The sequence below is a fragment of the Thalassospira indica genome (genome assembly GCF_003403095.1).
Taxonomy (GTDB): Bacteria; Pseudomonadota; Alphaproteobacteria; order Rhodospirillales; family Thalassospiraceae; genus Thalassospira; species Thalassospira indica.
The window spans coordinates 499,887-524,472 of sequence record NZ_CP031555.1 but is presented as its reverse complement, the minus strand read 5'-3'; the positions used below and the strand labels follow the sequence as shown (position 1 = coordinate 524,472).

Genomic DNA, 24,586 nt, shown 5'->3' with positions numbered 1-24,586 from the left:
GGTTTATAGGGGTTTTTGCACGGAATTAGAAGCGTTGTGTTATGTTCACGGCGTCTGTGAAAAACCCGCAGTCTGGCACGGCCATCACTTGTCGGAACGTGATCACGTTAAGGGTCTTGGTCACGAGATGTCGGGTGCATCACAAAACAGGCCTTTAACGCTTACATTCATTTGTTTGCATCCTTTTCAACCGCGCGAAAAGGTCTTAAATTTCAAGGTTGAGGAAACCATAACTCTGTCTGGCAGGGGCACGCCAATAACATGTTCATAATGTCAATCGAGCCATCCCTGTCCCGGCGCAGTCTTGTCAAGCTCCGCAAACGGCTTGCCGCCTTGACACTGACGGGTGTGTTTGTCCTGCTGTTTTCCTTCTTTTTCATTCAGAAAACGCTTTATGACAGTGCCGTTGAGCATGCCAGTGCCCAACTTGAAGCAACCGCCTTTCGGTTGGGATCGATGTTGTTGCTTCATAATGATGTCGACCTGCAAAAGATCGTGGCGGACAATTCCGACATTACCGTTGGCCTGCTTGATAACCAGCTTAACCAGATCAAGGGTTTTATCCCGCCGCATCTGACCGGCGATCTGGGCGACTATATCAGTACCCAACAAACTGATCGCGATTCCCTAGTCTGTGTTCACAGCAGCGAAGTCATGGTTCTGGCTTATAGCAAACTGCCACAAATCAACCGGATCGTGGTGGCTTATACGCCGCGCAGCGCGCTTTTGAATAACTGGCGCGATGCCTTTATCCTGCACGCGCTGATGTTTGTCATGGCGATGACCATTCTTTGTGGCCTGGCGGTCTGGTTGTGGCATCGCCTCAAACGGCAGCACATGCGTGCTGCCCATCTTGCCGAACATTTCAGCGACACGGAAAATACCTTGGCGGAATGCGGCTGTGCCGTGATCAGCTGGCCGGTGGAGACCAGCGACGGAAAACTGACGGCGCAGCTGAACTGGCCGGAAATCCTTGGTCCGACAGCCGAAAGCATCGAACCAACCATGACGGATTTCCTTGATCGGTTGTCACCGGAATCCCGCACAAAGCTTCGCGGACCGCTGATTGACAATGTCTGGCAAGATGCCCGGATTGGCACGATGGTCGATATCCGCACGGCCAAAAACCAGATGCAGCGTTTCTACCTGATGGCGCATCGCTACAGCGAAGACAATCGGGAATTTATTTCGGTTTTGCTTTTGGAAACTGCGGCCCAACAGGAGCTCTGCCATCCGTTTGAAACCTACCTTCGCCATACCCCGGAACCGGCCATTGTGGTCAATCAGGACGGCATCCTTAAGGGGTTCAGCCCTGCCCTTGAAGAGCTGATGGGGTTGCCGGTGCATGACATCGTCAACAAACCTTTCTTTATGCTGTTCGTTCCCGAGGACCAACAAACCGCGATGACGGCGATGCGCCAGAAAAACGGCACTGCGACGATCAGTGATGGCAAATCAATCCTGCGCGTACTCGACCGCAAGGGCAATGTTCGCTGGCTGGCATGGCATTGCGTGGGCCCGTTTGACGAGATGATCTTTTGCAGTGCGCGGGATGTGACGGAGTTTGTCGAAAATGCCAACAAGCTGCGCGACACACTTGATCAGCTCAAACGCAGCAACGAAGACCTCGAACAATTTGCCTATGTGGCATCCCACGACCTGCAACAGCCGCTGCGCATGGTCGCCAGCTATACGCAACTTCTCAAGCAGCGTTACAGTGGCAGCCTTGATCAGGAAGCCGACGAATATATCGACTTTGCCGTCGATGGTGCCAAGCGCATGCACAAGCTGATCAGCCACCTGCTTGAATATGCCAAGACCGGTACGCGCGAAGATTTCGCACCGATTGACTGCAATCAGGTGCTAAACGAGGCGCAAGCGGACCTCAAGGACGTGATTGGCCGTGAACATGCGACCATCACCCATGACGATCTTCCGACCGTCAAAGGTGACCGGATTGCGCTTTCGCGGCTGTTCCAGAACCTTTTATCCAATGCCATCAAGTATCGCCGCCCCGGCGTATCACCGCATATATCCATCACGGTCGAACCCGACCCGGTGATGCGCGACTATTGGCGTTTTTCGGTGCGTGATAACGGTATTGGCATTCACCCCGAGCATGCACAACGGATTTTCCGGCTGTTTCAGCGCCTGCATAAGGACGAGTTTTCCGGAACGGGACTTGGCCTGTCTCTGTGCCGCAAGATCGTTGAACAGCATGGCGGCCGCATCTGGCTTGATACCAGCCGACCGCTCAGCGACCCGGGCACGACCATCATCTTTACGCTTCGGGTTTACCACGCCGAGGCATCCCGCATTGGGCAAAACAATCCTTGAACGGCTCATAACATTGCAGCATGGCAAGCATATTGCTTGAGACTGAGAGTTAGACGGGCAGACAGGTAAAAGCTGCCCTGTGCCTGTTATGGAGCGTTAGATGTTCAAGACCATGATCCTGTCCCGCCCTGTATTCAAATCTGTTCCGGTGATGCTGGCCCTTTTGGCGCTCAGCGCATGTGGTTCGGACATGCGCACCATGAATGACAGCCACATGCAGAAACTGGCTTATTATTTTGCCGAACATGAACCGGGCGAGCCGCTGCCGCGGGGCTGGAGACGTCTGGATGGCGCAGAAATCAATTACCGTTTTGCAAACGAAACATATGCCGTGTATTCAATTGACGAGGACGAGCAGATCCTGGTCATGCATCTTTACGACGATGGTACGGGTCGACTGGAAGCCGATGATGATCGTGAACGTTGCGAATGGAACAGCATGGTCGATCAGCTGACCATCGAATGCGACGATACCGATATGGAATGGCATGTCTTTACCAATGGGCCGGATCTGATCGCGCTTGATCTGGATGAGGACGAATACGCCATCCTGCGCAAACGCCCCGGTCGGTAAATTTGACCGATACCCCACAAACAAAACGGGCTGCCCAACATTGGAGCAGCCCGTTTTTATTCGTATCTTTGGCGAAAGATCAGGCGCGCAGAGAGCCACCCGTGGCTTTCTCAACCGCTTCGACAACCTTTTTGCAGACCGCTTCGATTTCTTCTTCGGTCAGGGTTGCCTTGGTCGGTTGCAGCGTGATCGAGAAGGCGAGTGACTTTTTGCCATCCTCAATCCCCTTGCCGGCATAAAGGTCGAAGATCGTTACATCCGTGATCAGATTGCGATCGGCACCTTTGGCGGCCTTAATGATCGCCTCTGCCTTCACAGCTTCATCAAGCAAGAAGGCAAAGTCGCGTTCGACCGACTGGAAGCTTGATGCGTTCAGCGCCGGACGGGCTGTGCCCTTTTTCTTTGGCATCGGGACGTTTTCAACAAACAACTCAAACGCAACAACGCGGCCTTTGACGCCAAGTGCCTTAAGCACTTTCGGATGCAATTCGCCGAAATAGCCCAGAACATTTTTCGGACCCAGCTGCAGGGCTGCCGAGCGGCCCGGATGATACCATTCCGGCGCACCATCGGTATTGACCTGAACATTGGCGGCACTGGTACCCAGTGCTTCGATCAGGGCTTCGGCATCGGCCTTGACGTCAAACACGTCGACATCACGGCGTGAACCGGTCCAGCTGCGCGGAGTTGTTGCACCGGAACGCAAGCCTGCGGCCACCAGACGCTGATCGCCCGGCTGATCGCCAAAGAATTCCGGACCAACTTCAAACAGCGCCAGATCGGAAAAACCACGGGCCTGGTTACGACCGGCCGCCGCAATCATGTTGATCAAGGCGTTCGGGCGCATGATATCAAGGTCAGAACTGATCGGGTTCGCCAGATACAGACCGTCTTTGAGTTCACCAAACAGCTTGGCCCAACGCGAGTCGGTAAAGGACCAGGTCACGGTTTCATAAAGACCGCGCGATGCCAGAACCCGACGGGTCAGGCCAACGCGTTTCTGGAACGGCGACAAGGCCGGAACTGGCAGGCTGGTTTCACGTTCCAGCGGGACTGTCGGGATTTTGTCATAACCGACAATGCGCAGGACTTCCTCGACCAGATCGGCTTCACCGATGATGTCCGGACGCCAGGTCGGTGCGACGGCGTTAATAACCGGTGCAGAACCGCTAACCTCGAAGCCCAGCGATTTCAGGATTTCAATCGCCCGATCTGCTTCAACGGCAACGCCGCCCAGCTCACGAATACGATCAATGCGCAGATCAAAGGCGTTGCGCGGATTTGGTACTTCGCCCGCCTTGACGACATGGGATACTTCACCCCCGCAGATCTCGGTGATCAGATGGGTGGCAACTTCCATGCCCCAGGCAACCGACTGCGGATCAACGCCACGCTCAAACCGATAGCGTGCATCGGAATTGATCTGAAGCTTACGACCGGTCTTGGCAATGCTGATCGGATCAAACAGTGCGCATTCGACAAACACATTGGTCGTTTCTTCAAGGCAGCCAGTTTCTTCACCACCGATGATGCCACCAATGCCCAGTGCCTTTGCCTGATCGGCAATCACCACCATGGAGTCGGAAAGTTCGTATTCCCTGTTATCAAGGGCTGCGATCTTTTCGCCATTGGTCGCGTAACGCACATTGATGTCGCCCGACAGTTTGTCGGCATCAAACACATGCAGCGGACGACCAAGGTCATGAGTCACAAGGTTGGTGATATCCACCAGGGCGGAAATCGGACGCAGCCCGATGGCTTCCAGACGGGCTTTCAGCCATTCCGGGCTTTCGGTGTTTTTCACACCGCGGATGTAGCGGCCATAGAAGGCCGGAACGGCATTGTTGGATGCAATCTCGGTACTGATCGTAACGCCAATCGGGCTGTCAAACGCACCAGCAACCGGCTCTTGGCGCGGATCAGCCTTAAGTGTGCCGATGCCAGCAGCCGCCAGATCGCGGGCGATCCCGCGAACACCGGTACAGTCCGGGCGGTTCGGGGTCAGGCCGATTTCAAGGATCGGATCATCCGCACCAAGGACAGACGCAACCGGTGCACCGATTTCGGCATCTTCAGGCAGTTCGATGATGCCGTCATGGTCTTCACCAAGGCAGAGCTCGCGGGTTGAGCACATCATACCCTGGCTTTCGATACCACGGATTTTGCCCGGCTTCAGTTTTGAGCCATCAATCGGAATGATCGCGCCCGGCTGTGCCAATGCGACCTTAAGTCCGGTACGGGCATTCGGCGCACCACAAACGACCTGAATGATTTTTTCGCCGGTATTAACCCGGCAAAGCTTCAGGCGGTCAGCATCGGGATGTTGTCCGGCTTCTTCAATGTGGGCGACACGGATGTCGGCAAGGGCTGCCGCGCGGTCGGTCACGCCTTCGATTTCAAGACCGATATCGGTCAGTTTTTCGGCAACCACCTCAATCGACGCATCGGTATCAAGGTGCTGTTTCAGCCAATTCAGTGTGAATTTCATAATCTCAGCCCCTTACCATGTTCGGTACATCCAGCGGCACGAAACCATAATGTTTCAGCCAGCGCAGATCGGTATCGAAGAAGGTGCGAAGATCGGGAATGCCGTATTTCAGCATGGCGATACGTTCGATCCCCATACCAAAGGCAAAGCCCTGATATTCTTCCGGATCAAGGCCACAGGCGCTCAGCACGCGCGGATGAACCATGCCGCAGCCAAGAATTTCCAACCAGTCGTCGCCTTCACCAATCTTGAGCTCCCCACCCTTGCGCGAACAACCGATATCCATTTCGGCACTCGGCTCGGTGAACGGGAAGAAGCTTGGACGATAGCGGACCGGCACATCATCAAGTTCGAAATAGGTTTTGACGAACTCGAGCAGACAGCCCTTGAGATGACCCATATGGGTTTTCTTGTCGATCACCAGACCTTCGACCTGATGGAACATCGGCGTGTGGGTCATGTCACTGTCTGAGCGATAGGTACGACCCGGCGCAATGATGCGGATCGGCGGGGTTTTGGACTGCATGGTCCGAATCTGCACCGGCGAGGTGTGCGTTCTCAGCACAAGGCGCGAACCGTCTTCCTGTTCGGGCAGATAGAAGGTGTCCTGCATTTCGCGCGCGGGGTGTTCCGGCGGAATGTTCAATGCGGTAAAGTTATGGAAGTCGTCTTCAACATCCGGGCCTTCGGCCAGGGCAAAGCCCATTTCGCCAAAGATCGAAACGATTTCATCGATCGTCTGGCTGATCGGGTGAATGCGGCCTGCGGTTTCATCCGGACGCGAGGACAGGGTGACGTCAATCCGCTCGCCCGACAGACGCGCCTCGAGAGCGGCATCTTCTAGGGCAGTTTTACGGGTTTCGATTGCGCCAGCGACCTGGTCCTTGACGGCATTAAGCGTCTGACCAAATTCACGACGCTGGTCAGGGTCCATCTTGCCAAGGTTTTTCATCAGGCCGGTAATGCGGCCTTTCTTGCCAAGGGCGCTGATGCGGACGTCTTCAAGCGCGGTCAGATCCGCTGCCTTTTCGACTTCCGCCAGAACCTCTTCGCGCAATGCTTCGATGTTTTCCATAACTTCCGACGCTTTGGCTTGGGTTTAAAAATCACAAAAAGAAAAGGGACGGCCAATATGGCCGCCCCTGATCAAATCAGGCAAGTGCCGATGAAACCTTTTTACAAAGGTTTATCAGTCCAGTGCAGCCTGCGCCTGGGTGACCAGAGCTTTGAAAGCTTCCGGCTCACGCACTGCGATGTCGGCAAGAACCTTACGGTCCAGTTCAACACCAGCCTTTTTCAGGCCATTCATGAACTGGGAATAGCTCAGACCGTTCTCACGTGCGCCAGCGTTGATACGCTGAATCCAGAGCGAGCGGAACTGGCGTTTCTTAACGCGACGATCGCGGTATGCATACTGCAGACCTTTTTCCACAGCCTGAACGGCGGTGCGGAAAGTATTGTTGCGGCGACCGCGGTAACCCTTGGCAGCCTTAATAACCTTGCGGTGACGAGCGTGTGAAGACACGCCCCCTTTTACACGAGCCATTTAACTCTCCTTCAACCTTAACCGTACGGCAGGAATTTTTTGACGATGCGGGCATCTGCGTCACAGAGAATCTCCGTGCCACGTGCCTGGCGCTTCATCTTGGTCGGTTTCGCAGTCAGAAGGTGGCGCTTGTTTGCCACGTTGTGACGGACTTTTCCGCTGGCGGTCAGGCGAAAGCGTTTTTTCGCACTCGCTTTGGTCTTCATCTTGGGCATTTTTCTATCCTTGCAAAAGCAATGAAAACGAAATCCCCTACGGCGGCTGGGCATGCCCTGAAGGATCTATATAAACCTTCCAGCCTCACCACCTGTTTTGGGGACGGGTGGTTATAGACTCCGACTTTACCTTTTTCAAGGGTCAATTCAGCCCTTTCCCCTTGCTTTTTGGGACATTGAGCCGCCATTGTGCGCAGGCACCACTTTTTCAGACCCAATCCATCATCGCGCATTCTGCCATCTGACTGATCACATGTCGCAAATCACATCAATCATTTTGCCATTCTTTGCACTGATCGGCCTTGGCTGGATTGGCGGCAAGTTCAAGATCGTATCACCCGACGGGATGCGCGGCATCAACGGGTTTGTGTTCTACTTTGCGCTGCCCGCCCTGTTGTTCAAGGCACTTGCGACCCGAAGCCCGTCAGAGATTTGGCAGCCTGACATCATCCTCGCCTATGGCGGTGGCACTCTTGTGGTTTATGGCATTTCGCGGCTCATCGCCTCGCGCGTGTTCCATCTTGATCCGGCCAGCCAGACGCTGTTTTCCTTTGCCGGAACCATGGGCAATGTCGGCTTCATGGGGCTTCCGCTGATCATCGGGTTGCTTGGCCCACTGGCGACTGTGCCGCTGATTGTCGCGCTTGCAGTTGATTTGATTGTGATGCTGCCGCTCTCGCTTTTGTTGCTGGAAGGGACAAAGCACGCCAAGGGCAGCCATCCGACGGGCAAGATCATCAGAGGCACCCTGACGAACCCGGTTGTACTTGCAATTATCATCGGTGTGCTTGCAAGTTTGCTTGATCTGGATTGGCCCGACGGCGTTGAATACTTGCTGGACTTGTTGGGGCAAAGTGCAGGCCCGGCGGCATTGTTTGCCATTGGCGTTGCGCTGGTTGGGCGACCGATTGCCGAAAAGCGCGCCGAACTTGCCACCATGTCGGTTGCCAAACTGATTGTGCATCCGATTGCGGTATTTATCGGGTTTTGGATTGTTGGCTCAGCAAGCGGACTTGAAACAAAGGCCGTCTTGTTACTGGCAGCTCTTCCGACAGCAGGAAATGTGTTCGTAATAGCAACGACCTATGACCGCTATATCGTGCGCAGTTCCTCGATCGTGCTGGTGACCACCGCAATTGGCGTCGTCAGCTTTTCCATCTTCTCGGTCTATATTGAGACAATTGTCGGGTGGCTTGGCCAGTAAGAGGGTCAGAGCGGCCCGAGATCAGAAAGAATATCCGAAAACATCATCGGGCTTTAGGCCGCAATTAGATAGCGGTCTTGATGGTATGCGCCCGACCGATCCATTTTTCGATTCGGCTCATAAGCTTTTCGCGATTGATCGGTTTCAGCACGAAATCATTGCCGCCGGCGGCAACACCACCCCGCAAATCTTCTTCCCCCTGGCGCGCCGTGACATAAATGATTGCACAGGCCAGATCGGGAAACTGGGTCCGGACATTAATCGCGGTCTCGAACCCGTTCATGTCAGGCATCATGATATCCATCAGGATGATGCGCGGACGTTTGGTCTTGAGAAGTTTAAGAAGATCCTTGCCAGAGGAAGCACCCTGAAACGTGAACCCGCCGCTTTCGACGATTCGTTTCAGAAGAACCAGACTTTTGGGGTCATCATCGACGCCCACGATCAAAAGATCATTTCCGACTGGCATGGCATTCCCTCTTTGGCTTGAACCTTGGGGTAAAAGGCAAAACGCCGCGTCTTAACGCGGCGCCAGTACCATAATCATAACACGGCCTTCCATCTTTGGCATCATCTCCGGTTTTGCGAGGTCCTCAAGGTCCCCCGAAAAACGCTGCAGCATGCCAAGACCGAGGTCCTGGTGAGCCATTTCACGTCCGCGGAAACGCAACGTGACTTTCACCTTGTCTCCACCGCCAAGAAACTTCTGCGCAGCACGCAGTTTGACGTTGTAGTCATGGATATCAATGTTCGGACGGAGTTTGATCTCCTTGACCTCGATAACCTTCTGTTTCTTTTTGGCCTCGTTCTGCTTCTTGCTTTGTTCGTATTTGAACTTGCCGTAATCAATCAGCTTGCAAACTGGCGGCTCGGCATTCGGAGCGACTTCGACAAGATCAAGTCCAGCTTCCGCTGCCATTTCAATGCCTTCACGCACCGTCATCGGGTCGGACATGTTGCCTTCAGAGTCAACAACACAGATGGAACGGGCTTTGATATCCTCGTTGACGCGCGGACCTTCCTTGGTCGGCTGCATCGGTTTGCGTGGTCGTGCTATGGATAATCTCCTATGGTCATCAAACAAATCGGTTAGAAACAGAAAAACACGCAAGGACGTTCTCGGATGTTTTCCTTGAAACCTGACCTAGCATATCCACGTGCGTTCAGAAAGCAATGATTTTAGGCAATTACAGCGCCCTCAAAGCGCCATTTTCCGCGCCTTTGTACGAGATCGCCAAATCAAACAAATCCTGCAATCCTAGTCGGTGAGATCAAGGCGCTCACGAATGACATCCATCACCCGGTTTACAGTCAATTCTCGCAGATCACTCTCGCGTATAATACTGACTGCATTAGGAGCGTGCCCACGGGGAGCGCAGCGCTTTGGATCGGACTCACGTGAAAACAAAACCACTGATGGTGCACCGGCCGCCGCGGCGATATGCATTGGACCGGTATCATTTCCGATCGCCAGAACCGAACGCGCTGCAAGCGATGCAATATCAAGAAACCCGGTACGCCCCATCAAATTGCGTGCCTTCGGGCACATCTGATCAATCCGGTTCAAAACATCTGCTTCGCTATCGGTTCCGATCAGAACCGGGGTCAAACGGTAATCGGCCAATTTCTTGGCAAGAAGACCGAACCGCTCAGCCGGCCAGCGTTTCGCCGGACGGTGTGGCGCTCCGCCGGGGCAGATCAGAACAAACGGGCTTCGAATGCCAAATCGGTCTAGGTCTATATCGGGCCCTGAAATGTATGGTGCTGGAACATCCTTGATACCGGCATCAGCAAGCTGGTCCGCATGTCGATCAATCGTATGCATATTTGAGCTCTCAGGATTGGCATGTGGATGAGAGCACCCACGCGCAATCCCTGACCATTCCGGCTTGGGTCCCGGCCAAAACAGTTTATAATAAAAGCCGGTCCGGTCGGACGTCTGCAGATCATAAACCCGGTCAAAATTACCGTTCCGAAGAAAGCGTCGCAGCGCCAAGACTTCACGCACTTGAATCAGTTTTGGGCGACGGTCGATAGCGATCGAATCAAAAAATCCGCTGGCCTTCATCAGATCAACATAAGGCCGCGTGGTCAGCACCGTGATATGCGCATCTGGATGGGCGGCACGGATGGCCGCAAACGGACCCATCGCCAAGACAACGTCTCCAAGCGCAGAAAGTTTGATGACAAGGATACGCTTGCGCTTGGACTCTTCCGTCCCTTCCACAGGCTGTTCATCAACCCAGAAATCATCAGGATTCACGGACATGCTTTCGGTTTTATTGTCGGTCATGCGGCGTTCCTGATGACCCGTTTCAGCGCCTTGGCATAAACATTTAGTGTCCGCTCGGCCATTTGTTCCAAAGAGAATTCTGCAATCACATGATCGCGACCTTTAACGGCAAGTTTGGCGCGCTTTTCGGGTGTAAGGCTAAGAACCTGAACCAAAGCACGGGACAATTGATCAACCTCGCCTGGACTGACCAACCAACCTGTTTCGCCTGGAAGAACAGTTTCCATTGCACCACCATGCGCCGTCGACACAACCGGTCGCCCCATTGCCTGCGCTTCAGAAGGAACACGGCCAAAAGCCTCTGGTTCCATTGATGGGCAGGCAACGACATCTGCCAGCATATAGGCTGCTGGCATATCGTTGCAGTGATCCACAATATGGACGATGTCTTCCAACCCAAGCTTGCGAGTCTGGCTCAAGATCTCTTCGCGATAACCTGTCCGCCCTTGATCCGATCCAACGATCAGACATCGTACTTTGCGATGGCCAAGTTGTTCAAGAACGGCGGGAAGCGAACCAATTAGGAAGCCATGCCCCTTCCAGCGCGTGATACGCCCCGGCATCATGATGACATATTCCTCACCATTCAGGCGCCACTGGTTGGAAAGCGCAATCAGGCGTTCCTGACTGACATTTTCCGGATTAAACAAATCCACATTTGTTCCGCGCGGCACGATATTGAGGCGATCCGGATCGACCTTGTAATATTTGTTGATGTGATTGGCGATGTGCTTGGAAATCGCAATCACCTGATCACCCATGGTCATGATCGCGTTATAGCGACGCTTGAACGGGTTGTTGTATCCGGAATAAGTGCCGTGGAAGGTCGTCACAAACGGAATGCCGGTCTTGCGCGCCGCAAAATAGGCACTCCAGGCCGGTGCACGTGAACGGGCGTGAATGATATCGACACCCTCTTCACGGATCAGTTTGACGAGCGCATCAATGTTCTTGCGCATGGTGAGGATGTTCTTTGATTTAAGCGGCAGGGTGATGTGCTTGGCACCAAACCGATCAAGTTCTCGTTCGAGCCGGCCGCCCTGGGATGCGACAAGCGCCTTGCCACCGCCATCGACAATAGCGCGCGCGATATCAACTGTTCCGCGCTCCACACCGCCGGCATCAAGTTCGGGAAGCACCTGTAAAATAACGGCAGGCCGATAGTCCCCACCTTGCGCTTGGGGCTCTGATCGATAGACTGTTTCTGTCATTACTTCTGACGCGCTCATGCAACTCCAACCATCAACACCCAAGGACAAATGCCCCGGATGACCCATGACCTGCCAACGCCACAGCCTGCAAAGCCCGAATATCTCAACCGTCCAGATGGTTTAAAAATCGCATACCATCACGTGCCGGGCAAGCCATCTGACGTACAGGTGCACAATACACCCGGTGTAATGTTTCTCGGCGGGTTCATGTCAGACATGACCGGTACCAAGGCCACTCACCTTGAGGCGCATTGCATTCGGCAGGGGGTGGCTTATACCCGCTTTGATTACACTGGTCACGGACAATCGTCGGGCAAATTTGCCGACGGCACCATCGGGCAGTGGGCACGCGATGCCGTTGCTGTTCTTGATGAAATCACCTCTGGCCCGCAGATTCTTGTCGGTTCTTCGATGGGCGGCTGGATCATGCTTCTCGCAGCCCTCTCCCGACCGGAACGCATTGCCGGATTGGTTGGCATTGCTGCTGCCCCCGACTTTACCGAAGACCTGATGTGGGCGCAGTTCAGTGAAGAACAGAAAAACACCATCATGAGTGAAGGTGCATTGATCGAACCGACCGAATATGGCGATGATCCATACACGATCACCCGCGATCTGATTGAGGATGGCCGAAAACAGCTTTTATTGCGCAAGCCGATTGATCTGAAATGCCCGGTCCGACTGGTTCAGGGCATGCAGGACCCGGATGTGCCGTGGCAGACAGCGATCCGCCTGACCGAGGCGCTGGTATCTGAGGATGTCCGCGTGGATTTGATCAAGACCGGCGATCATCGGCTTTCGGAGCCAGATCAGCTTGACGTTATCACCATGCATATCGAAGAAGTGATCGCAAAGACGGCGGGATAACGCGCCGTCTCGCATAAATTACGTATGGCGACAGGCGATTAGGCCAGAACGACCTGATCGTCCTTTATTCTCACCGCAACCGGTTCAAGCATATCACCCGCGCACGGGCCGGATACACATTCGCCATCCTCGATCCGAAACCGTGCGCCATGGGTCGAACAGATGATTTCATTGCCAAAGTCGCTGATGAATTCATCTGGTTCCATATCCAGCGGCACACCGATATGCGGGCAACTATTGATGTAGCCAAAAACGTCATCGCCACTACGGACAACAAAAATACCGGTACCACCAAGATTAAGGCCTTTGGCACCGGTGGCATCAAGATCGCTGAGCGCGCAAAGCACCGTGCCGGGCGCAGGCAAATCACTCATGGATCGACCCCGCCCATCTCGCAGATCGCCGCCCAGGACGCGTCATCAATTGGCATGACCGATAGACGCGATTGTTTAAGCAAGGCGAGATCGGAAAATCGCGGATCGGCCTTGATATCGGCAAGGGTCACTGGCGTTTTCAACGGTTTGACCGTTTCGAAATCAACCTGAACAAACTTGCCCTTTTCATCGGTCGGATCCGGGTAGTATTCCCGGACCACCTCGACAATCCCGACAATGCGTTTCTCGTTCACCGAGTGATAAAAGAACGCCTTGTCGCCGATTTTCATCGCGCGCAGGTTCTTGGCTGCCTGATGGTTACGCACACCATCCCAGCCTTCGACCCCCTTCTTGACCTGATCGTCCCACGACCAGCTTCCCGGTTCGGTTTTGACCAGCCAATACGCCATGGATCAGAAGACCTTCTTGAACGGACGAATAACAACGGATTCGAACAGGCCAGCCTTGGCATAAGGATCATTGGCAGCAAATTCGCGCGCGTCTTCGATGGCATCAAACTCGATGATAAAGACCGAGCCGTTCATGCCTTCCATGTCGGGATCAAGGGTCGGACCAGCTGCGACAATGCGATCAGCAAAACCGCCTTTGATATAGGCCAGATGGTCTTCGCGATTGGCCTTGCGCACATCAAGGTGGCCAGGCTTGTCAACACAACGGATGTAGAAATGCATGAACGGTTTCCTGCTTCTTTATGGGTTCAATATCCATAAATTGACAGAAGCCCAACGCATTCTCAAGCCGAACTGCGCGGTCAATAACCGCAAGGCCAGAATTTAATAGGCGTTTTCAAGCTCGTCGCGGAACGGGCGCTGCAACAGGGCATTGATCGTGCTACGCAGATCCGCATCGTGATTGGCGACCTGATCAACAGCCGCACAGATCGGCATTTCGACACCATATTTGCTGGCAACGGCGGTGATGGATGCCGCGGTATGCACGCCTTCGGTGACTGAACGGCGTTCGGCCAGAATGTCCTGTGCCTTGCGGCCTTCGCCCAGTGCGACGCCAAAGGTGTAATTGCGTGACAACGTGCCGGTACAGGTCAGGGTCAAGTCGCCAAGACCCGCAAGTCCCAGCATGGTTTCAACCCGGCCACCCATGGCAACCGCCAGACGTGACATTTCGGCAATACCACGGGTAATCAGGGCTGCACGGGCGTTGTCACCCAATTTCAATCCGGCCACCACGCCACTGGCAATCGCCAGAACGTTCTTGATCGCGCCAGCCACCTCGACACCAGCGACATCGGTACTGAAATAAGGACGGAATTCCGGCGTGCCGATCAACTCGACCAGGCGTTTGCCCAGGGCACGATCTTCACAGGCCAGCGTGATTGCGGCTGGCAAGCCGATCGCAACCTCCTTGGCAAAAGTCGGCCCCGAAAGGACCGCCACCGGCACGTTTCCAAGGGTTTCGGACACCACCTGTGCCATCAGGGCACCGGTTTCCTTTTCAATGCCCTTGCAGCAAATTACCGCCGGAAGCTGATCTGGCCAATGCGATGACAGCTTGATCAGGGTCTCACGCAAATGCTGCGCAGGTGTCACCAGTAAAACCGCATCAGAATCACGCAGACCTTCGTAATGCGTAGTGGCCCGCAAAGCACCCGGAAGCTCTATACTAGGCAGGTAAAGATCGTTCTCACCTTTGGTGTTGATCCGATCAGCCAGTTCTTCGTTGCGCAAAATCAGTTCAACGTCTTCACCTGCCCGCACAGCCTGCACAGCCAGAGCCGTTCCCCAAGCACCGCCACCCACAACTGTAATGCGCTTTTTCATGATGTTTGTCCGGCAAAAATGAAGTTGTTTCGAGGATCGGCAAATACGTCAAACGCGGCAGATGGGCCTTACGCCTTGACCCCGGCACCCGGGCGTTTGGGGGCCTCAGGATCCAGTGGCCAGCGCGGGCGCGGCTTGAAATCAAGATCATCGCGCTCACCCAGACGGAACCGCTCCAACCCGGCCCATGCAATCATCGCGGCATTGTCGGTGCAAAGATGAAGCGGCGGTGCGACCAGTTCCATCCCGGCCTGATCGGTCAGTTCCACAAGACGCCCACGCAGATACTTGTTGGCCGCAACCCCACCGGCAAGCACCAGCGTTTTGCCACCGGGGTAATCGCGCATGAATTCAAACACGGCATTGCGCGCGCGATCAATAAGGGTATCACCCACCGCGCGCTGGAAAGATGCCGCAAGGTCGGCCTTGACCTCATCAGTTTGTTGTTCGACCGGGAAGCCATCCAGATAAGTCCGAACGGCTGTCTTGAGGCCCGAGAAGGAGAAATCGCACCCCGGCCTTCCACGCAATGGGCGCGGCAAACCGAACCTGTTCGGATCCCCCTTCGCGGCAATCTTTTCAAGTGCCGGACCACCGGGATAGCCTAGCCCCATCATCTTGGCGGTTTTGTCAAACGCCTCGCCGACCGCGTCATCAATGGTGGTGCCAATGCGCTTGTACTTGCCAACACCCTCGACAATCAGGACCTGACAATGCCCACCGGACACCAGCAACAGCAGATAGGGAAATGCGACGTCGTCGGTCAAACGCACAGTCAGCGCGTGACCTTCCAGATGATTGACGGCAAGGAACGGTTTTTGGGCGGCAAAGGCAATCGCCTTGGCCGTCATGGTACCAACCATCACGCCACCGATCAGCCCTGGCCCCCCGGTGCAGGCCACGGCATCAAGATCATCAAAATCCACACCGGCATCATCCATGGCCTCGGCCGCCAGACGATCAAGATGTTCAAGATGGGCACGCGCGGCAATTTCCGGCACCACCCCACCATAGGGTCGATGATCGTCAAGCTGAGACAACACACGGTTTGCCAGAATTTCGCGCTTGTCGTTCACGACAGCAGCGGCCGTTTCGTCACAGCTTGTTTCGATACCCAGAACGATCATGATCCTGATCCGTTTTACCAACTCTGCCGACACGGACGGCAATCGGAATCCTATTACAGGTGTGACGATGATGTAGCGGAAAGTTCCTGCGCTTTCCACCCCCGTGCAGCGCAAGTGCCATATGCAGTTATCGCGTTTCACGAAGGCAGCAAAGATTTTGAACCGCGACCTAAATCAATGCAGCCCAGTTTCGAGCGATTACAATAACCGAAAATTCAGCCCTTTGCCGGTGGCAATAGGCTGCCCGCAGACCTTGTTTTTAAACAGTTTTAAGACTAAGACTTCACTCATGACAGATACAGCAAAACTTCGCATCGGCACCCGCGGTTCGCCCCTGGCTTTGGCACAGGCGCATGAGGTCCGTGACAAACTGGCAAATGCCCATCCGGAACTAGCCGAAGAAGGCGCAATTGCCGTCACAGTGATCACCACAACCGGCGACAAGATCCTTGATCGTGCCTTGTCGGAAATCGGCGGCAAGGGGCTGTTTACCAAGGAAATCGATGACGCCCTTATGGGGGGTGATATCGACCTTGCGGTTCACAGCATGAAGGATGTGCCAACTGTTCTGCCCGATGGCATGATCCTGCCAACCATCCTGCCACGCGAAGATGTCCGCGATGCATTTATTTCGCTGAAATATAAAAGCTTTGCCGAAATGCCCGCCGGGTCCGTGATCGGATCGGCCAGCCTTCGTCGGCAGGCCATGATCCTGAACAAATATCCCGACCTCAAGGTCGTGACATTCCGCGGGAATGTGCAAACCCGTTTGCGCAAACTCAGCGAAGAACAGGTTGATGCCACACTTCTGGCAATGGCGGGCCTCAACCGTTTGGGGCAGCCTGACATCGCCACAGCCCCGATTTCCGAAGACGATATGTTGCCGGCGGTTGCGCAAGGCGCCATTGGCATTACCATCCGCGAAGATGATGCACAGTGCAAAAAATGGCTTGCTGCGCTTCATTGCGAAACCTCTGCCATTCGCGTGGCAGCAGAACGTGCAGCGCTTAAGGCACTTGATGGGTCATGCCGCACCCCGATCGCAGCACTGGCCGAGTTTCAGGATGATGGCAGCCTGCGCCTGCGTGTATCGATTGTGCGCCCGGACGGCAGCGAACGCCTTGATACCGAACGCATGATCGCCAAACCGGATATCGCAACGGCGATGGCGGCTGGCACGGATGCCGGTGAAGAGCTCAAACAGCGTGGCGGACCAGATTTCATTTCCGCCTGACGAGAATCAGTACCCTAGGCAACAGACAGGGACGCAGATGGGACCCTTGGTTCTAAATACCCGGCCCGATACCGACTCTGCCGACCTTTTGGCAGCGCTTGATAAGCGCGGCTATCGTCACCTGTCTGCGCCAATGCTGAATATTGTCATTCCAGTGCCGACAAGCCCGCTTGATATCAAGAAATACCAAGCAGTGATTTTCACATCGGCGAACGGGGTCCGGGCATTTGCCAAACTGACCGGGGATCGGTCACTTCCGGCGTATTGTGTTGGTGATGCGACAGCCAGAACGTGCGCCGCATTTAGCTTTGATGATGTTTATTCGGCAAATGGTGACATCAACGATCTGGCAGCGTTAATTCGCAAAAAAGTTGATCCTGCACATGGACCACTTTTCCATCCAGCCGCACGTAAAACGGCAGGTGATCTTGGCCAGATGCTTTTGACTGATGGATATAACGTCGATCGGCAAACCGTTTATGAAGCACAAGAAAGCAAGTCGTTCCCAGAAGACGTTTTAGAGGCGCTTCGCAACCATCATATTGAAGCTGTTTTATTTTTCTCTCCCCGCACTGCGGAAACCTTTGTTAAGCTGGTCCGCAGCTATAAGCTGGAAAGAGACTTGTCCGGAACAAGCGCGATTTGCCTAAGTCCGGCGGTGCAATCGAAGATATCCGATCTTACATGGTATAGAACACGCGTTGCATCACAACCGACACAAGAATACCTTCTTTCCGAGCTAGGGTCCCTGTCGTAATGGCTTCCTGCGCCTGACGCCGTCTTGGGAATAACCGCAAACTGCAATGGTCTGATCGTGAAAACACCAGAAACGCCAAAAACCAATGCTTCCGCAAAATCGGCCGACACCAAAGAGTCGTCCGACACGATTTCCGTAGATAGCAAAGGCAATGCGAAATCGTCCGCCAAAACGGACGACACCGGCACCCCCCCCAAATCCAGCGTGCCAAACTCAGGCACGGTCAAATCTGGTGAAACCACTGCGAAAAAGGACGGCAGCCCTGCGGACAAACCCGCAAGCAGCACAACTACCGCAGCAACTGGCACGTCAAAACCCGACACCAAAGCCGGTGACGATAAAAAGGCATCGGCAGCGAAATCGAGCGCGCCCGCAAAACAGAAAAGCGGCGGTGGCAAAGCGCTGTTTTTGTTTGTGATCATTATCGTCGGTGCCCTGGCAGCAGGCTGGCTGACACGCGCAATCTGGTGGCGCGATGCAGAACCGGTTCTGACCCAGTATATACCAAACGAAATTCTTGCCGAAATCGCACCTGAGGGCTACGGCCCGGATGCGACCAATGGCAACGAGATTACAGTCACCAACGCGCCGACAGAAAATGCTTCATCTGATCACGCAACACCTCCTGCGCCAAACGAAGATGCCACCATGGCCGAAAAGGATGACGGCGTGTTGGCAACCGAGGGAATGCTTCCAACTGCTACAGATAAAAGCGCCTCGACCGCGAACTCCAACCCCATCCCGGATGGATCTGTCGTCATTGACCCGGACCTGACCGAACGCCTTTCGCGTTTGGAAGGCACGATTGATGCTCTGCGCGAACGTTTGAACAATGAACGTGGCGATACACTGAACAACACGGTTGCACGTCGCATGGCAGAGATCGAAACCCGTACCGCCCCGATTGAGGAACTGGCACGGGTCGAAAGCGAACTGGCTGGTGTCGCCAATGAAATGCGTGAGCTGTCTGCCCGCCTGTCGACCATGGAGGAAGAAATCCGTGCGACCAGCGGTTTGCGAGTTGAAAGCCGCGGTCAGGCCATTGCCATGGCTGTTACCATTCTGCGTGATGCCCTTCAGCGTGGCGGGCCGTTTGTCATTGCCCTGAACCAACTTGAACGCAGTGCAGGCGATGACGAAGTCATTGCAGAACAGATCGCAACCCTGAAACCGTTGGCAGATCAGGGTGCACCAACCCTTGAAAAACTGCGTCAGTCCTTCCCGGCGATGGCACAAGAAGCAGTTGCGGCTGCCACCGATGATCATTCGGGCAGTGTCCTTGATGCAACTTGGGCGAACATCAAAAAGCTGGTCCCGATCCGGCGTGTTGATGCCGCAGGCGAAGAGTCACTTGAAGGCCGTCTGGTTCTGGCGGAAAACGCGTTGGCGCAGGATGATCTTGATGCTGCCGTTGCCGCCCTTCAGGGTATAGAAGGCGATCATGCCGCAGCCTCCGTCAGTAATTGGCTTGAGGCTGCCGAAAACCGTCAGACCCTCAATCAGGCAATTGCGACGCTGAGTTCACACGCGATTACCATTCTGACCAGTACCAGTTCGGAGGGCAGTCAATGATCCGCCTTCTGATCTTTATCCTTATTACGGCAGCACTGGTTTTCTGCACCGTCTGGTTTGCCGATAATCCGGGCCGCATGACGATTGTCTGGCTGGGATATCGCTTTGACGGATCGATCGGCATGGTAGCGCTGGGCCTCTTGGCGCTAACGGCCGTACTCGTCCTGCTGTGGCGCGGCTGGACAATCATTGCCAATTCCCCGGGCTGGCTTGGCCGCCTGCTGGGCAGCCGCCGCCGCAAGAAAGGCCAGCAAGCCCTGACCATGGGATTGCTGGAACTGGCGTCAGGAGACGTGCGCCAAGCACTGAAACATACCCGTGCGGTCGACCGGTATCTTGAAGACGATACCCTGACCCGGCTTTTGACAGCACAGGCGGCAGAATTGGACGGCAATAATGACGCCGCCAAGCGCCAGTTCGAAGCCATGCTGGAAAAACCCGACTCCGCATTCTTTGGGCTGCGAGGCCTTTTGCAATTGGCGTTGAAGTCCAATGACCGCGAAGCCGCCCTTGATTATGCCGAACGGGCACACCGTCTGCGTCCACGCAATCCGGCGGTCATCGTTACAATGTTTGACTTGCTGCTGACCTCAAGACGCTGGGACCGGGCGCTTAGCCTGTTGGTTGATGCAGAAAAGGCCGCCGTATTTAGTGAAACCGAACTGACCCATCGCCGTGCACTTTTGATCACGGCCAAGGCAGAAGACGCGATTGCCGAAGGCGAAAACGCAGAAGCCACCAAGCTTTTGCGCAAGGCGCTAAATTCTGCACCCGGCTTTACCGGTGCGGCTGTGCTTCTGGCCGGGCTCTATCGTGATATAAAACAGGATAGCAAGGCACGCGACGTCGTGATGCAAAGCTGGCGAACAGCCCCGTCGGCGGCATTGGGCGCGATTTTCCGTGAAACGCTGACTGGCGATCCGTTGGCAAAAGTCAAAGCGGTCGAAAAACTCGTCGCGACAAACCCCGGTCATGTCGAAAGCCAGATCGTTCTGGCCGAAGCAGCGCTTGAAGCCGATCTTTGGGGTATTGCGCGCGGCAACCTTGAAAAGGCCATGGCAACCAAGGCCGAAGCCCGGCATTACCGGCTGTTGGCCGATCTTGAACTGCGTGAAAATCAGGATGGCGCGAAGGCCCGTGAATTGCTGATCAAGGCAAGCCATGCCAACCCGGATCCGGATTGGCGTTGCAGCGCCTGTGGGGCCGAAACTGACCGCTGGGTCGTTTCCTGCCCGTCCTGTCATTCGTTTGGCAGTGTCGACTGGCGCGCACCGCTCCGCGTTCATCAGGATGACGCCGCCAAGGAAACCGCAGAACCGGAAACGGCAAAACCGTCTGCGATTACACAGACTGGCGTCCTGATTGATCAGGATACAGATTCGGATGACGCCAAAGATGGCAAGGCAACCGTTAAGGCCTGATTTTCAGTTCTGATGCAATCAACACAAAACCCCGCAAGGCATCCTTGCGGGGTTTTGCTTTTAAAGTCCGAAGCGCCTAGTGGCGGAAATGACGCATGCCGGTAAAGACCATGGCAATGTCATTTTCATCAGCTGCGGCGATGACTTCTTCATCACGCATGGAACCACCCGGCTGGATCACTGCGGTCGCACCCGCCTTGACTGCGGCGAGAAGGCCATCGGCAAACGGGAAGAACGCGTCCGACGACACGACTGAGCCCTGGGTGCGCAGATCGCTCTCGCCAGCATTCTTGCCAGCTTCTTCGGCTTTCCACGCGGCAATGCGCGAGCTATCGACACGGCTCATCTGACCAGCACCGATACCAACAGTCTTGCCGTCTTTGACATAGACAATGGCGTTTGATTTGACGTGCTTGCCAACGCGGAAGGCAAACAGAAGGTCATCAAGCTCTGCCTCGGACGGCTTGCGCTTGGTCACGACCTTAAGCTCTTCGCGTTTCACGCGACCCGCATCGCGGTTCTGAAGCAGGTAACCGCCTGCCAGCGAACGCAGGGTCATGTCTTCACCTTCCGGATCCGCCATGCCACCGGTGACCAGAAGACGCAGGTTTTTCTTCGCTGCCAGAACTTCCTTGGCCGCGTCATCTGCATCCGGGCAAATCACGACTTCGGCAAACAGTTTGGCGATTTCTTCGGCCGTCTGTTTATCAAGGGTACGGTTGACCGCAATGATGCCGCCAAAGGCCGATACCGGATCACAGGACAGAGCCTTGTGATAGGCATCAATAAGGCTGTCACCCTCAGCAACGCCGCACGGGTTGGCATGCTTGATGATCGCAACAGCCGGCTTTTCATCAAACTCGGATACCAGTTCGAACGCGGCGTCGGTGTCGTTCAGGTTGTTAAACGACAGTTCCTTGCCCTGAAGCTGGGTCGCGGTTGATACACCCGGGCGGTTTTTGCCGTTGGTGTAGAACGCGGCCTGCTGATGCGGGTTTTCACCGTAACGCAGCGTCTGTTTCAGTTCGGCAGAAACATTCAGACGCTGCGGGAAGGTTTCGCCAAGTTCACCGGCAAACCAGCTTGAAATCGCCGAGTCATACGCACCGGTGCGGGCAAAGGCCTTGGCCGCCAGAACACGGCGGGTTTCAGCTGTGGTGGCACCGCCATTGTCATTCATCTCGGCAACGACGCGGTCATAATCGGACGGATCAACAACCACAGTCACGGACTCGTGGTTCTTGGCCGCAGAGCGGATCATGCTTGGCCCGCCGATATCGATATTTTCGATGCAGGTGTCGAAATCGGCACCCTTAGCGACGGTTTCTTCGAACGGATAAAGGTTCACACAAACCAGATCGATTGGGGAAATGTCGTTATCTTCCATCGCCTGCATATGGCTGGAAAGAGAACGGCGGCCCAGAAGGCCGCCATGAATCTTCGGATGAAGAGTCTTGACACGACCGTCCATGATTTCGGGAAAACCGGTGTGATCGGCAACTTCCTTAACTGGCACACCAGCAGCTTCGATCGCCTTGGCGGAGCCGCCAGTCGACAGAATTTCGACGCCCTGGGCGTGAAGGGATTTGGCAAATTCGACCAGACCGGTCTTGTCGGAAACGGAAATAAGCGCGCGCGCAATACGAGCAGTCATTGGGTTCGCTTTCATGCATCAATGTGATGAAGGTTGCGGACCCATTGATGATATATCGGCCCACAAAATCAGGAATGCGCATGGCTGCTCGTGCATGCGAAATGAAAGTGTGCGGGCAAACCGGCCTTTAAAAGGGATCGGAAGAAGGTTTATCCAATCCGGGCCGACACATGATCAATGAGTCCGAACCATGTTTCGCGCGGAGCTTTAGCATGTGCGACGCAAAATGTGGACCCCGAATTCTTGCATGGCGGGTTTTAACAATCAGGCCAGCAAACCTTATCGACCAGCAAAAAACGGGACCGCATCGCTGCCGCCCCGTTCAGATTTTACCAAGTTTCGGATCATGCAACGTTTTTACGCACGCCCAGTGTTTTGAGCGCATCAGCAAGTGAGGCCTGCTCGAGCCCGGCATAAAGTGCAAGTTCGTCAAGAACCGGCGCACCAAGGCATTGTTCGAACACGTCCTGGTTGGATTGTTCTGAATAGTTTTTCTGCTCGTCACTACCAAGATTCGATTGGAAAATCCCGGCCGCACTGACTGGCAGGAAATCCTCGTAAATGATCGGATCGGCGCGCAGATAGCCCGTATCGACCAGTTCATTGATCGCAGTTGCCGGATCAAGATCGCCTTTCTTGGCGGCATTCAGACCAGCCTTGGTCGGGCTATAGCGGAAGAAGGCCAGCTTTTCGACGCGCAAGGTCTCATAATCATCCGGGAAGGCACGGAAACGCTCTGCAAGTTCGGTCTCATAATCGCGCGCATTCGACCCACCGGCATTGATCTGCACCGCATGACGGGTCGAGGCCAAGAGCGTGTCATAAAGCTTGCGACCCTCGGCGGTCAGGGCAATACCGCGCTGCTCGATCTCGCCAAAGCGGGCGGTATGGGTGCGGACCGTTTCATCACGACGACCACCGATAAAGTTCACCCGTTCTTCAAGCGCCTTGAAGCTGGTCTGGCGCAGCAGGATCGGACAGGACCGCGCAGGTGGCCCTTCAACGATTGCCTTTGGCGTGATGCCGCACTTGGGCATGTCTTGCTGCACGGCATCGATATCAAGGGTGCGCGGCGTCAGGTGGTTGATATGCGGCCCCTTGAAGCAGACCACATCGGCAATCAGGCGATGGGCGTCATGAAGTTTCCGATAGGTTTCAAGCGTGACGGTCGCATCGCTATGCCAACGGAAAGTTTCCAGTGCCTCGGCAACGAACTGTTCGGCCTGTATACGGGTCAGCCCGCCATTTTTCTCTGCCAGATAAATCAGCTTAGTGGCATCCGCGGTAAAGATGTCGCGCTTTGCCAGAATGCTCTCCGCTTCATTGCGCAGATCTTCGTCTTCAATCAGTTCAAGACGCAGCAGCGAGGTGAAGACACGGAATGGATTGCGTTTAAGCGCTTCCTCGTCTATCGGGCGAAATGCGGTTGAATGCACTGGTACACCGGCAACAGACAGGTCATAATAGCCCACCGGATGCATGCCCATAACGGCAAACAGTCGGCGCATATTAAACAGCTCTTCCGGTTTGCCGAGCCGGATCGCGCCGTGGCGTTCAAGGTCGATACGCTCAAGTTCGCCATTATATTCAAGGCTGTCGGCAAGCTTTGGTTCGGCTTCAAGTTTGTTCTGATTGATCTCGGAAACCAGCTCCATCAGGGTGCCGTATTGTGGCACTTCACTGCGATACATGTCGGACATCGCGCTGGAAAACATCGAACGAATTTCATCGGGATGGACAAAGGCGTCTGTCGACATGGGGCCTCCAAAAGACGGGATCATATTGAACCTGTGGAATGGCCTTATTCGGCAAGATCATTCCCATTCATCATCAGGATGGGAAAATATGGCCCGGTTTCGGGCATGACAAACGACAATTTGGCACGAATTCATTCCATCACAGAATGAACGTGC

General features: G+C 54.8%; 23 protein-coding genes. 8 read left to right on the top strand and 15 right to left on the bottom strand.

What is annotated here, in order from left to right; all coding sequences use genetic code 11:
• The first annotated feature begins 261 nt into the window (after positions 1 to 261).
• Together DY252_RS02500 and DY252_RS02495 are read left to right on the top strand one after the other, a co-directional pair.
• On the top strand, positions 262 to 2,337 hold the full coding sequence (locus tag DY252_RS02500) for a sensor histidine kinase (RefSeq protein ID WP_064787784.1): 2,076 nt from the start codon (positions 262 to 264) through the stop codon (positions 2,335 to 2,337).
• 100 nt (positions 2,338 to 2,437) lie between these two features.
• A complete protein-coding gene (locus DY252_RS02495) occupies positions 2,438 to 2,911 on the top strand; it encodes a hypothetical protein (RefSeq protein WP_064787785.1) in 474 nt (157 codons plus the stop codon).
• Between the two features lie 79 nt (positions 2,912 to 2,990).
• On the opposite strand, the gene pheT is transcribed toward DY252_RS02495, so the two are convergent.
• From pheT to rpmI, 4 genes are all read right to left on the bottom strand, one after another.
• The gene (gene pheT / locus DY252_RS02490) at positions 2,991 to 5,399 is read right to left on the bottom strand and encodes a phenylalanine--tRNA ligase subunit beta (RefSeq protein WP_064787786.1); all 2,409 of its coding nucleotides are present in this window, start codon (positions 5,397 to 5,399) and stop codon (positions 2,991 to 2,993) included.
• Between the two features lie 4 nt (positions 5,400 to 5,403).
• Entirely contained in the window at positions 5,404 to 6,474 is a 1,071-nt protein-coding gene (gene pheS, locus DY252_RS02485) for a phenylalanine--tRNA ligase subunit alpha (protein WP_063086571.1), read from the bottom strand.
• A gap of 114 nt (positions 6,475 to 6,588) precedes the next feature.
• A complete protein-coding gene (gene rplT, locus DY252_RS02480) occupies positions 6,589 to 6,945 on the bottom strand; it encodes a 50S ribosomal protein L20 (protein ID WP_008888574.1) in 357 nt (118 codons plus the stop codon).
• Between the two features lie 17 nt (positions 6,946 to 6,962).
• Complete coding sequence (gene rpmI, locus DY252_RS02475; RefSeq protein ID WP_008888575.1) at positions 6,963 to 7,160, bottom strand: 50S ribosomal protein L35; 198 nt, start codon at positions 7,158 to 7,160, stop codon at positions 6,963 to 6,965.
• Positions 7,161 to 7,413: 253 nt separating this feature from the next.
• Here rpmI and DY252_RS02470 point away from each other — a divergent pair, with 253 nt between their 5' ends.
• Positions 7,414 to 8,364 carry an AEC family transporter gene (locus tag DY252_RS02470; RefSeq protein ID WP_064787787.1) on the top strand — a complete coding sequence of 317 codons (951 nt, stop codon included), beginning with the start codon at positions 7,414 to 7,416 and terminating at the stop codon, positions 8,362 to 8,364.
• 64 nt (positions 8,365 to 8,428) lie between these two features.
• On the opposite strand, the gene DY252_RS02465 is transcribed toward DY252_RS02470, so the two are convergent.
• The 4 genes from DY252_RS02465 to DY252_RS02450 form a co-directional block, all read right to left on the bottom strand.
• The gene (locus tag DY252_RS02465; RefSeq protein WP_064787788.1) at positions 8,429 to 8,833 is read right to left on the bottom strand and encodes a response regulator; all 405 of its coding nucleotides are present in this window, start codon (positions 8,831 to 8,833) and stop codon (positions 8,429 to 8,431) included.
• A 51-nt stretch (positions 8,834 to 8,884) separates the two neighbouring features.
• Positions 8,885 to 9,400, bottom strand: coding sequence for a translation initiation factor IF-3 (infC, locus tag DY252_RS02460; protein ID WP_008888578.1), 516 nt, complete (start codon positions 9,398 to 9,400; stop codon positions 8,885 to 8,887).
• A 222-nt stretch (positions 9,401 to 9,622) separates the two neighbouring features.
• Positions 9,623 to 10,657, bottom strand: coding sequence for a glycosyltransferase family 9 protein (locus DY252_RS02455; RefSeq protein WP_425451897.1), 1,035 nt, complete (start codon positions 10,655 to 10,657; stop codon positions 9,623 to 9,625).
• On the bottom strand, positions 10,654 to 11,886 hold the full coding sequence (locus tag DY252_RS02450; RefSeq protein WP_231959639.1) for a glycosyltransferase family 4 protein: 1,233 nt from the start codon (positions 11,884 to 11,886) through the stop codon (positions 10,654 to 10,656). The genes DY252_RS02455 and DY252_RS02450 overlap by 4 nt, the downstream gene beginning before the upstream one ends.
• Positions 11,887 to 11,925: 39 nt before the next feature.
• On the opposite strand from DY252_RS02450, the gene DY252_RS02445 reads away from it, so the two are divergent.
• Positions 11,926 to 12,735 carry an alpha/beta hydrolase gene (locus DY252_RS02445; RefSeq protein ID WP_064787790.1) on the top strand — a complete coding sequence of 270 codons (810 nt, stop codon included), beginning with the start codon at positions 11,926 to 11,928 and terminating at the stop codon, positions 12,733 to 12,735.
• A 38-nt stretch (positions 12,736 to 12,773) separates the two neighbouring features.
• Here the strand turns inward: DY252_RS02445 and DY252_RS02440 are convergent, their stop codons facing one another.
• The 5 genes from DY252_RS02440 to tsaD form a co-directional block, all read right to left on the bottom strand.
• On the bottom strand, positions 12,774 to 13,109 hold the full coding sequence (locus tag DY252_RS02440; protein ID WP_064787791.1) for a Rieske (2Fe-2S) protein: 336 nt from the start codon (positions 13,107 to 13,109) through the stop codon (positions 12,774 to 12,776).
• On the bottom strand, positions 13,106 to 13,519 hold the full coding sequence (locus DY252_RS02435; protein WP_064787792.1) for an EVE domain-containing protein: 414 nt from the start codon (positions 13,517 to 13,519) through the stop codon (positions 13,106 to 13,108). The genes DY252_RS02440 and DY252_RS02435 overlap by 4 nt, the downstream gene beginning before the upstream one ends.
• A 3-nt stretch (positions 13,520 to 13,522) precedes the next feature.
• The gene (locus DY252_RS02430; protein WP_008888584.1) at positions 13,523 to 13,801 is read right to left on the bottom strand and encodes a YciI family protein; all 279 of its coding nucleotides are present in this window, start codon (positions 13,799 to 13,801) and stop codon (positions 13,523 to 13,525) included.
• A 102-nt stretch (positions 13,802 to 13,903) separates the two neighbouring features.
• Complete coding sequence (locus DY252_RS02425) at positions 13,904 to 14,908, bottom strand: NAD(P)H-dependent glycerol-3-phosphate dehydrogenase (protein ID WP_064787793.1); 1,005 nt, start codon at positions 14,906 to 14,908, stop codon at positions 13,904 to 13,906.
• 68 nt (positions 14,909 to 14,976) lie between these two features.
• Positions 14,977 to 16,035 carry a tRNA (adenosine(37)-N6)-threonylcarbamoyltransferase complex transferase subunit TsaD gene (gene tsaD / locus DY252_RS02420; protein ID WP_064787794.1) on the bottom strand — a complete coding sequence of 353 codons (1,059 nt, stop codon included), beginning with the start codon at positions 16,033 to 16,035 and terminating at the stop codon, positions 14,977 to 14,979.
• Between the two features lie 289 nt (positions 16,036 to 16,324).
• On the opposite strand from tsaD, the gene hemC reads away from it, so the two are divergent.
• The 4 genes from hemC to DY252_RS02400 are packed head-to-tail and all read left to right on the top strand — an operon-like array spanning position 16,325 to position 21,019.
• Complete coding sequence (gene hemC / locus DY252_RS02415) at positions 16,325 to 17,269, top strand: hydroxymethylbilane synthase (protein WP_064787795.1); 945 nt, start codon at positions 16,325 to 16,327, stop codon at positions 17,267 to 17,269.
• Positions 17,241 to 18,026 (top strand): uroporphyrinogen-III synthase, encoded by a 786-nt coding sequence (locus DY252_RS02410; protein WP_245960867.1) that lies wholly within the window; start codon positions 17,241 to 17,243, stop codon positions 18,024 to 18,026. The genes hemC and DY252_RS02410 overlap by 29 nt, the downstream gene beginning before the upstream one ends.
• Positions 18,027 to 18,083: 57 nt before the next feature.
• The gene (locus DY252_RS02405) at positions 18,084 to 19,598 is read left to right on the top strand and encodes a COG4223 family protein (RefSeq protein WP_064787797.1); all 1,515 of its coding nucleotides are present in this window, start codon (positions 18,084 to 18,086) and stop codon (positions 19,596 to 19,598) included.
• On the top strand, positions 19,595 to 21,019 hold the full coding sequence (locus DY252_RS02400) for a heme biosynthesis protein HemY (RefSeq protein WP_064787798.1): 1,425 nt from the start codon (positions 19,595 to 19,597) through the stop codon (positions 21,017 to 21,019). Before DY252_RS02405 ends, DY252_RS02400 begins: the two co-directional genes overlap by 4 nt.
• 76 nt (positions 21,020 to 21,095) lie before the next feature.
• On the opposite strand, the gene purH is transcribed toward DY252_RS02400, so the two are convergent.
• Positions 21,096 to 22,673, bottom strand: coding sequence for a bifunctional phosphoribosylaminoimidazolecarboxamide formyltransferase/IMP cyclohydrolase (purH, locus tag DY252_RS02395; RefSeq protein ID WP_064787799.1), 1,578 nt, complete (start codon positions 22,671 to 22,673; stop codon positions 21,096 to 21,098).
• A gap of 344 nt (positions 22,674 to 23,017) precedes the next feature.
• The gene (gene hglS, locus DY252_RS02390) at positions 23,018 to 24,430 is read right to left on the bottom strand and encodes a 2-oxoadipate dioxygenase/decarboxylase HglS (RefSeq protein ID WP_197482547.1); all 1,413 of its coding nucleotides are present in this window, start codon (positions 24,428 to 24,430) and stop codon (positions 23,018 to 23,020) included.
• Positions 24,431 to 24,586 lie beyond the last annotated feature (156 nt).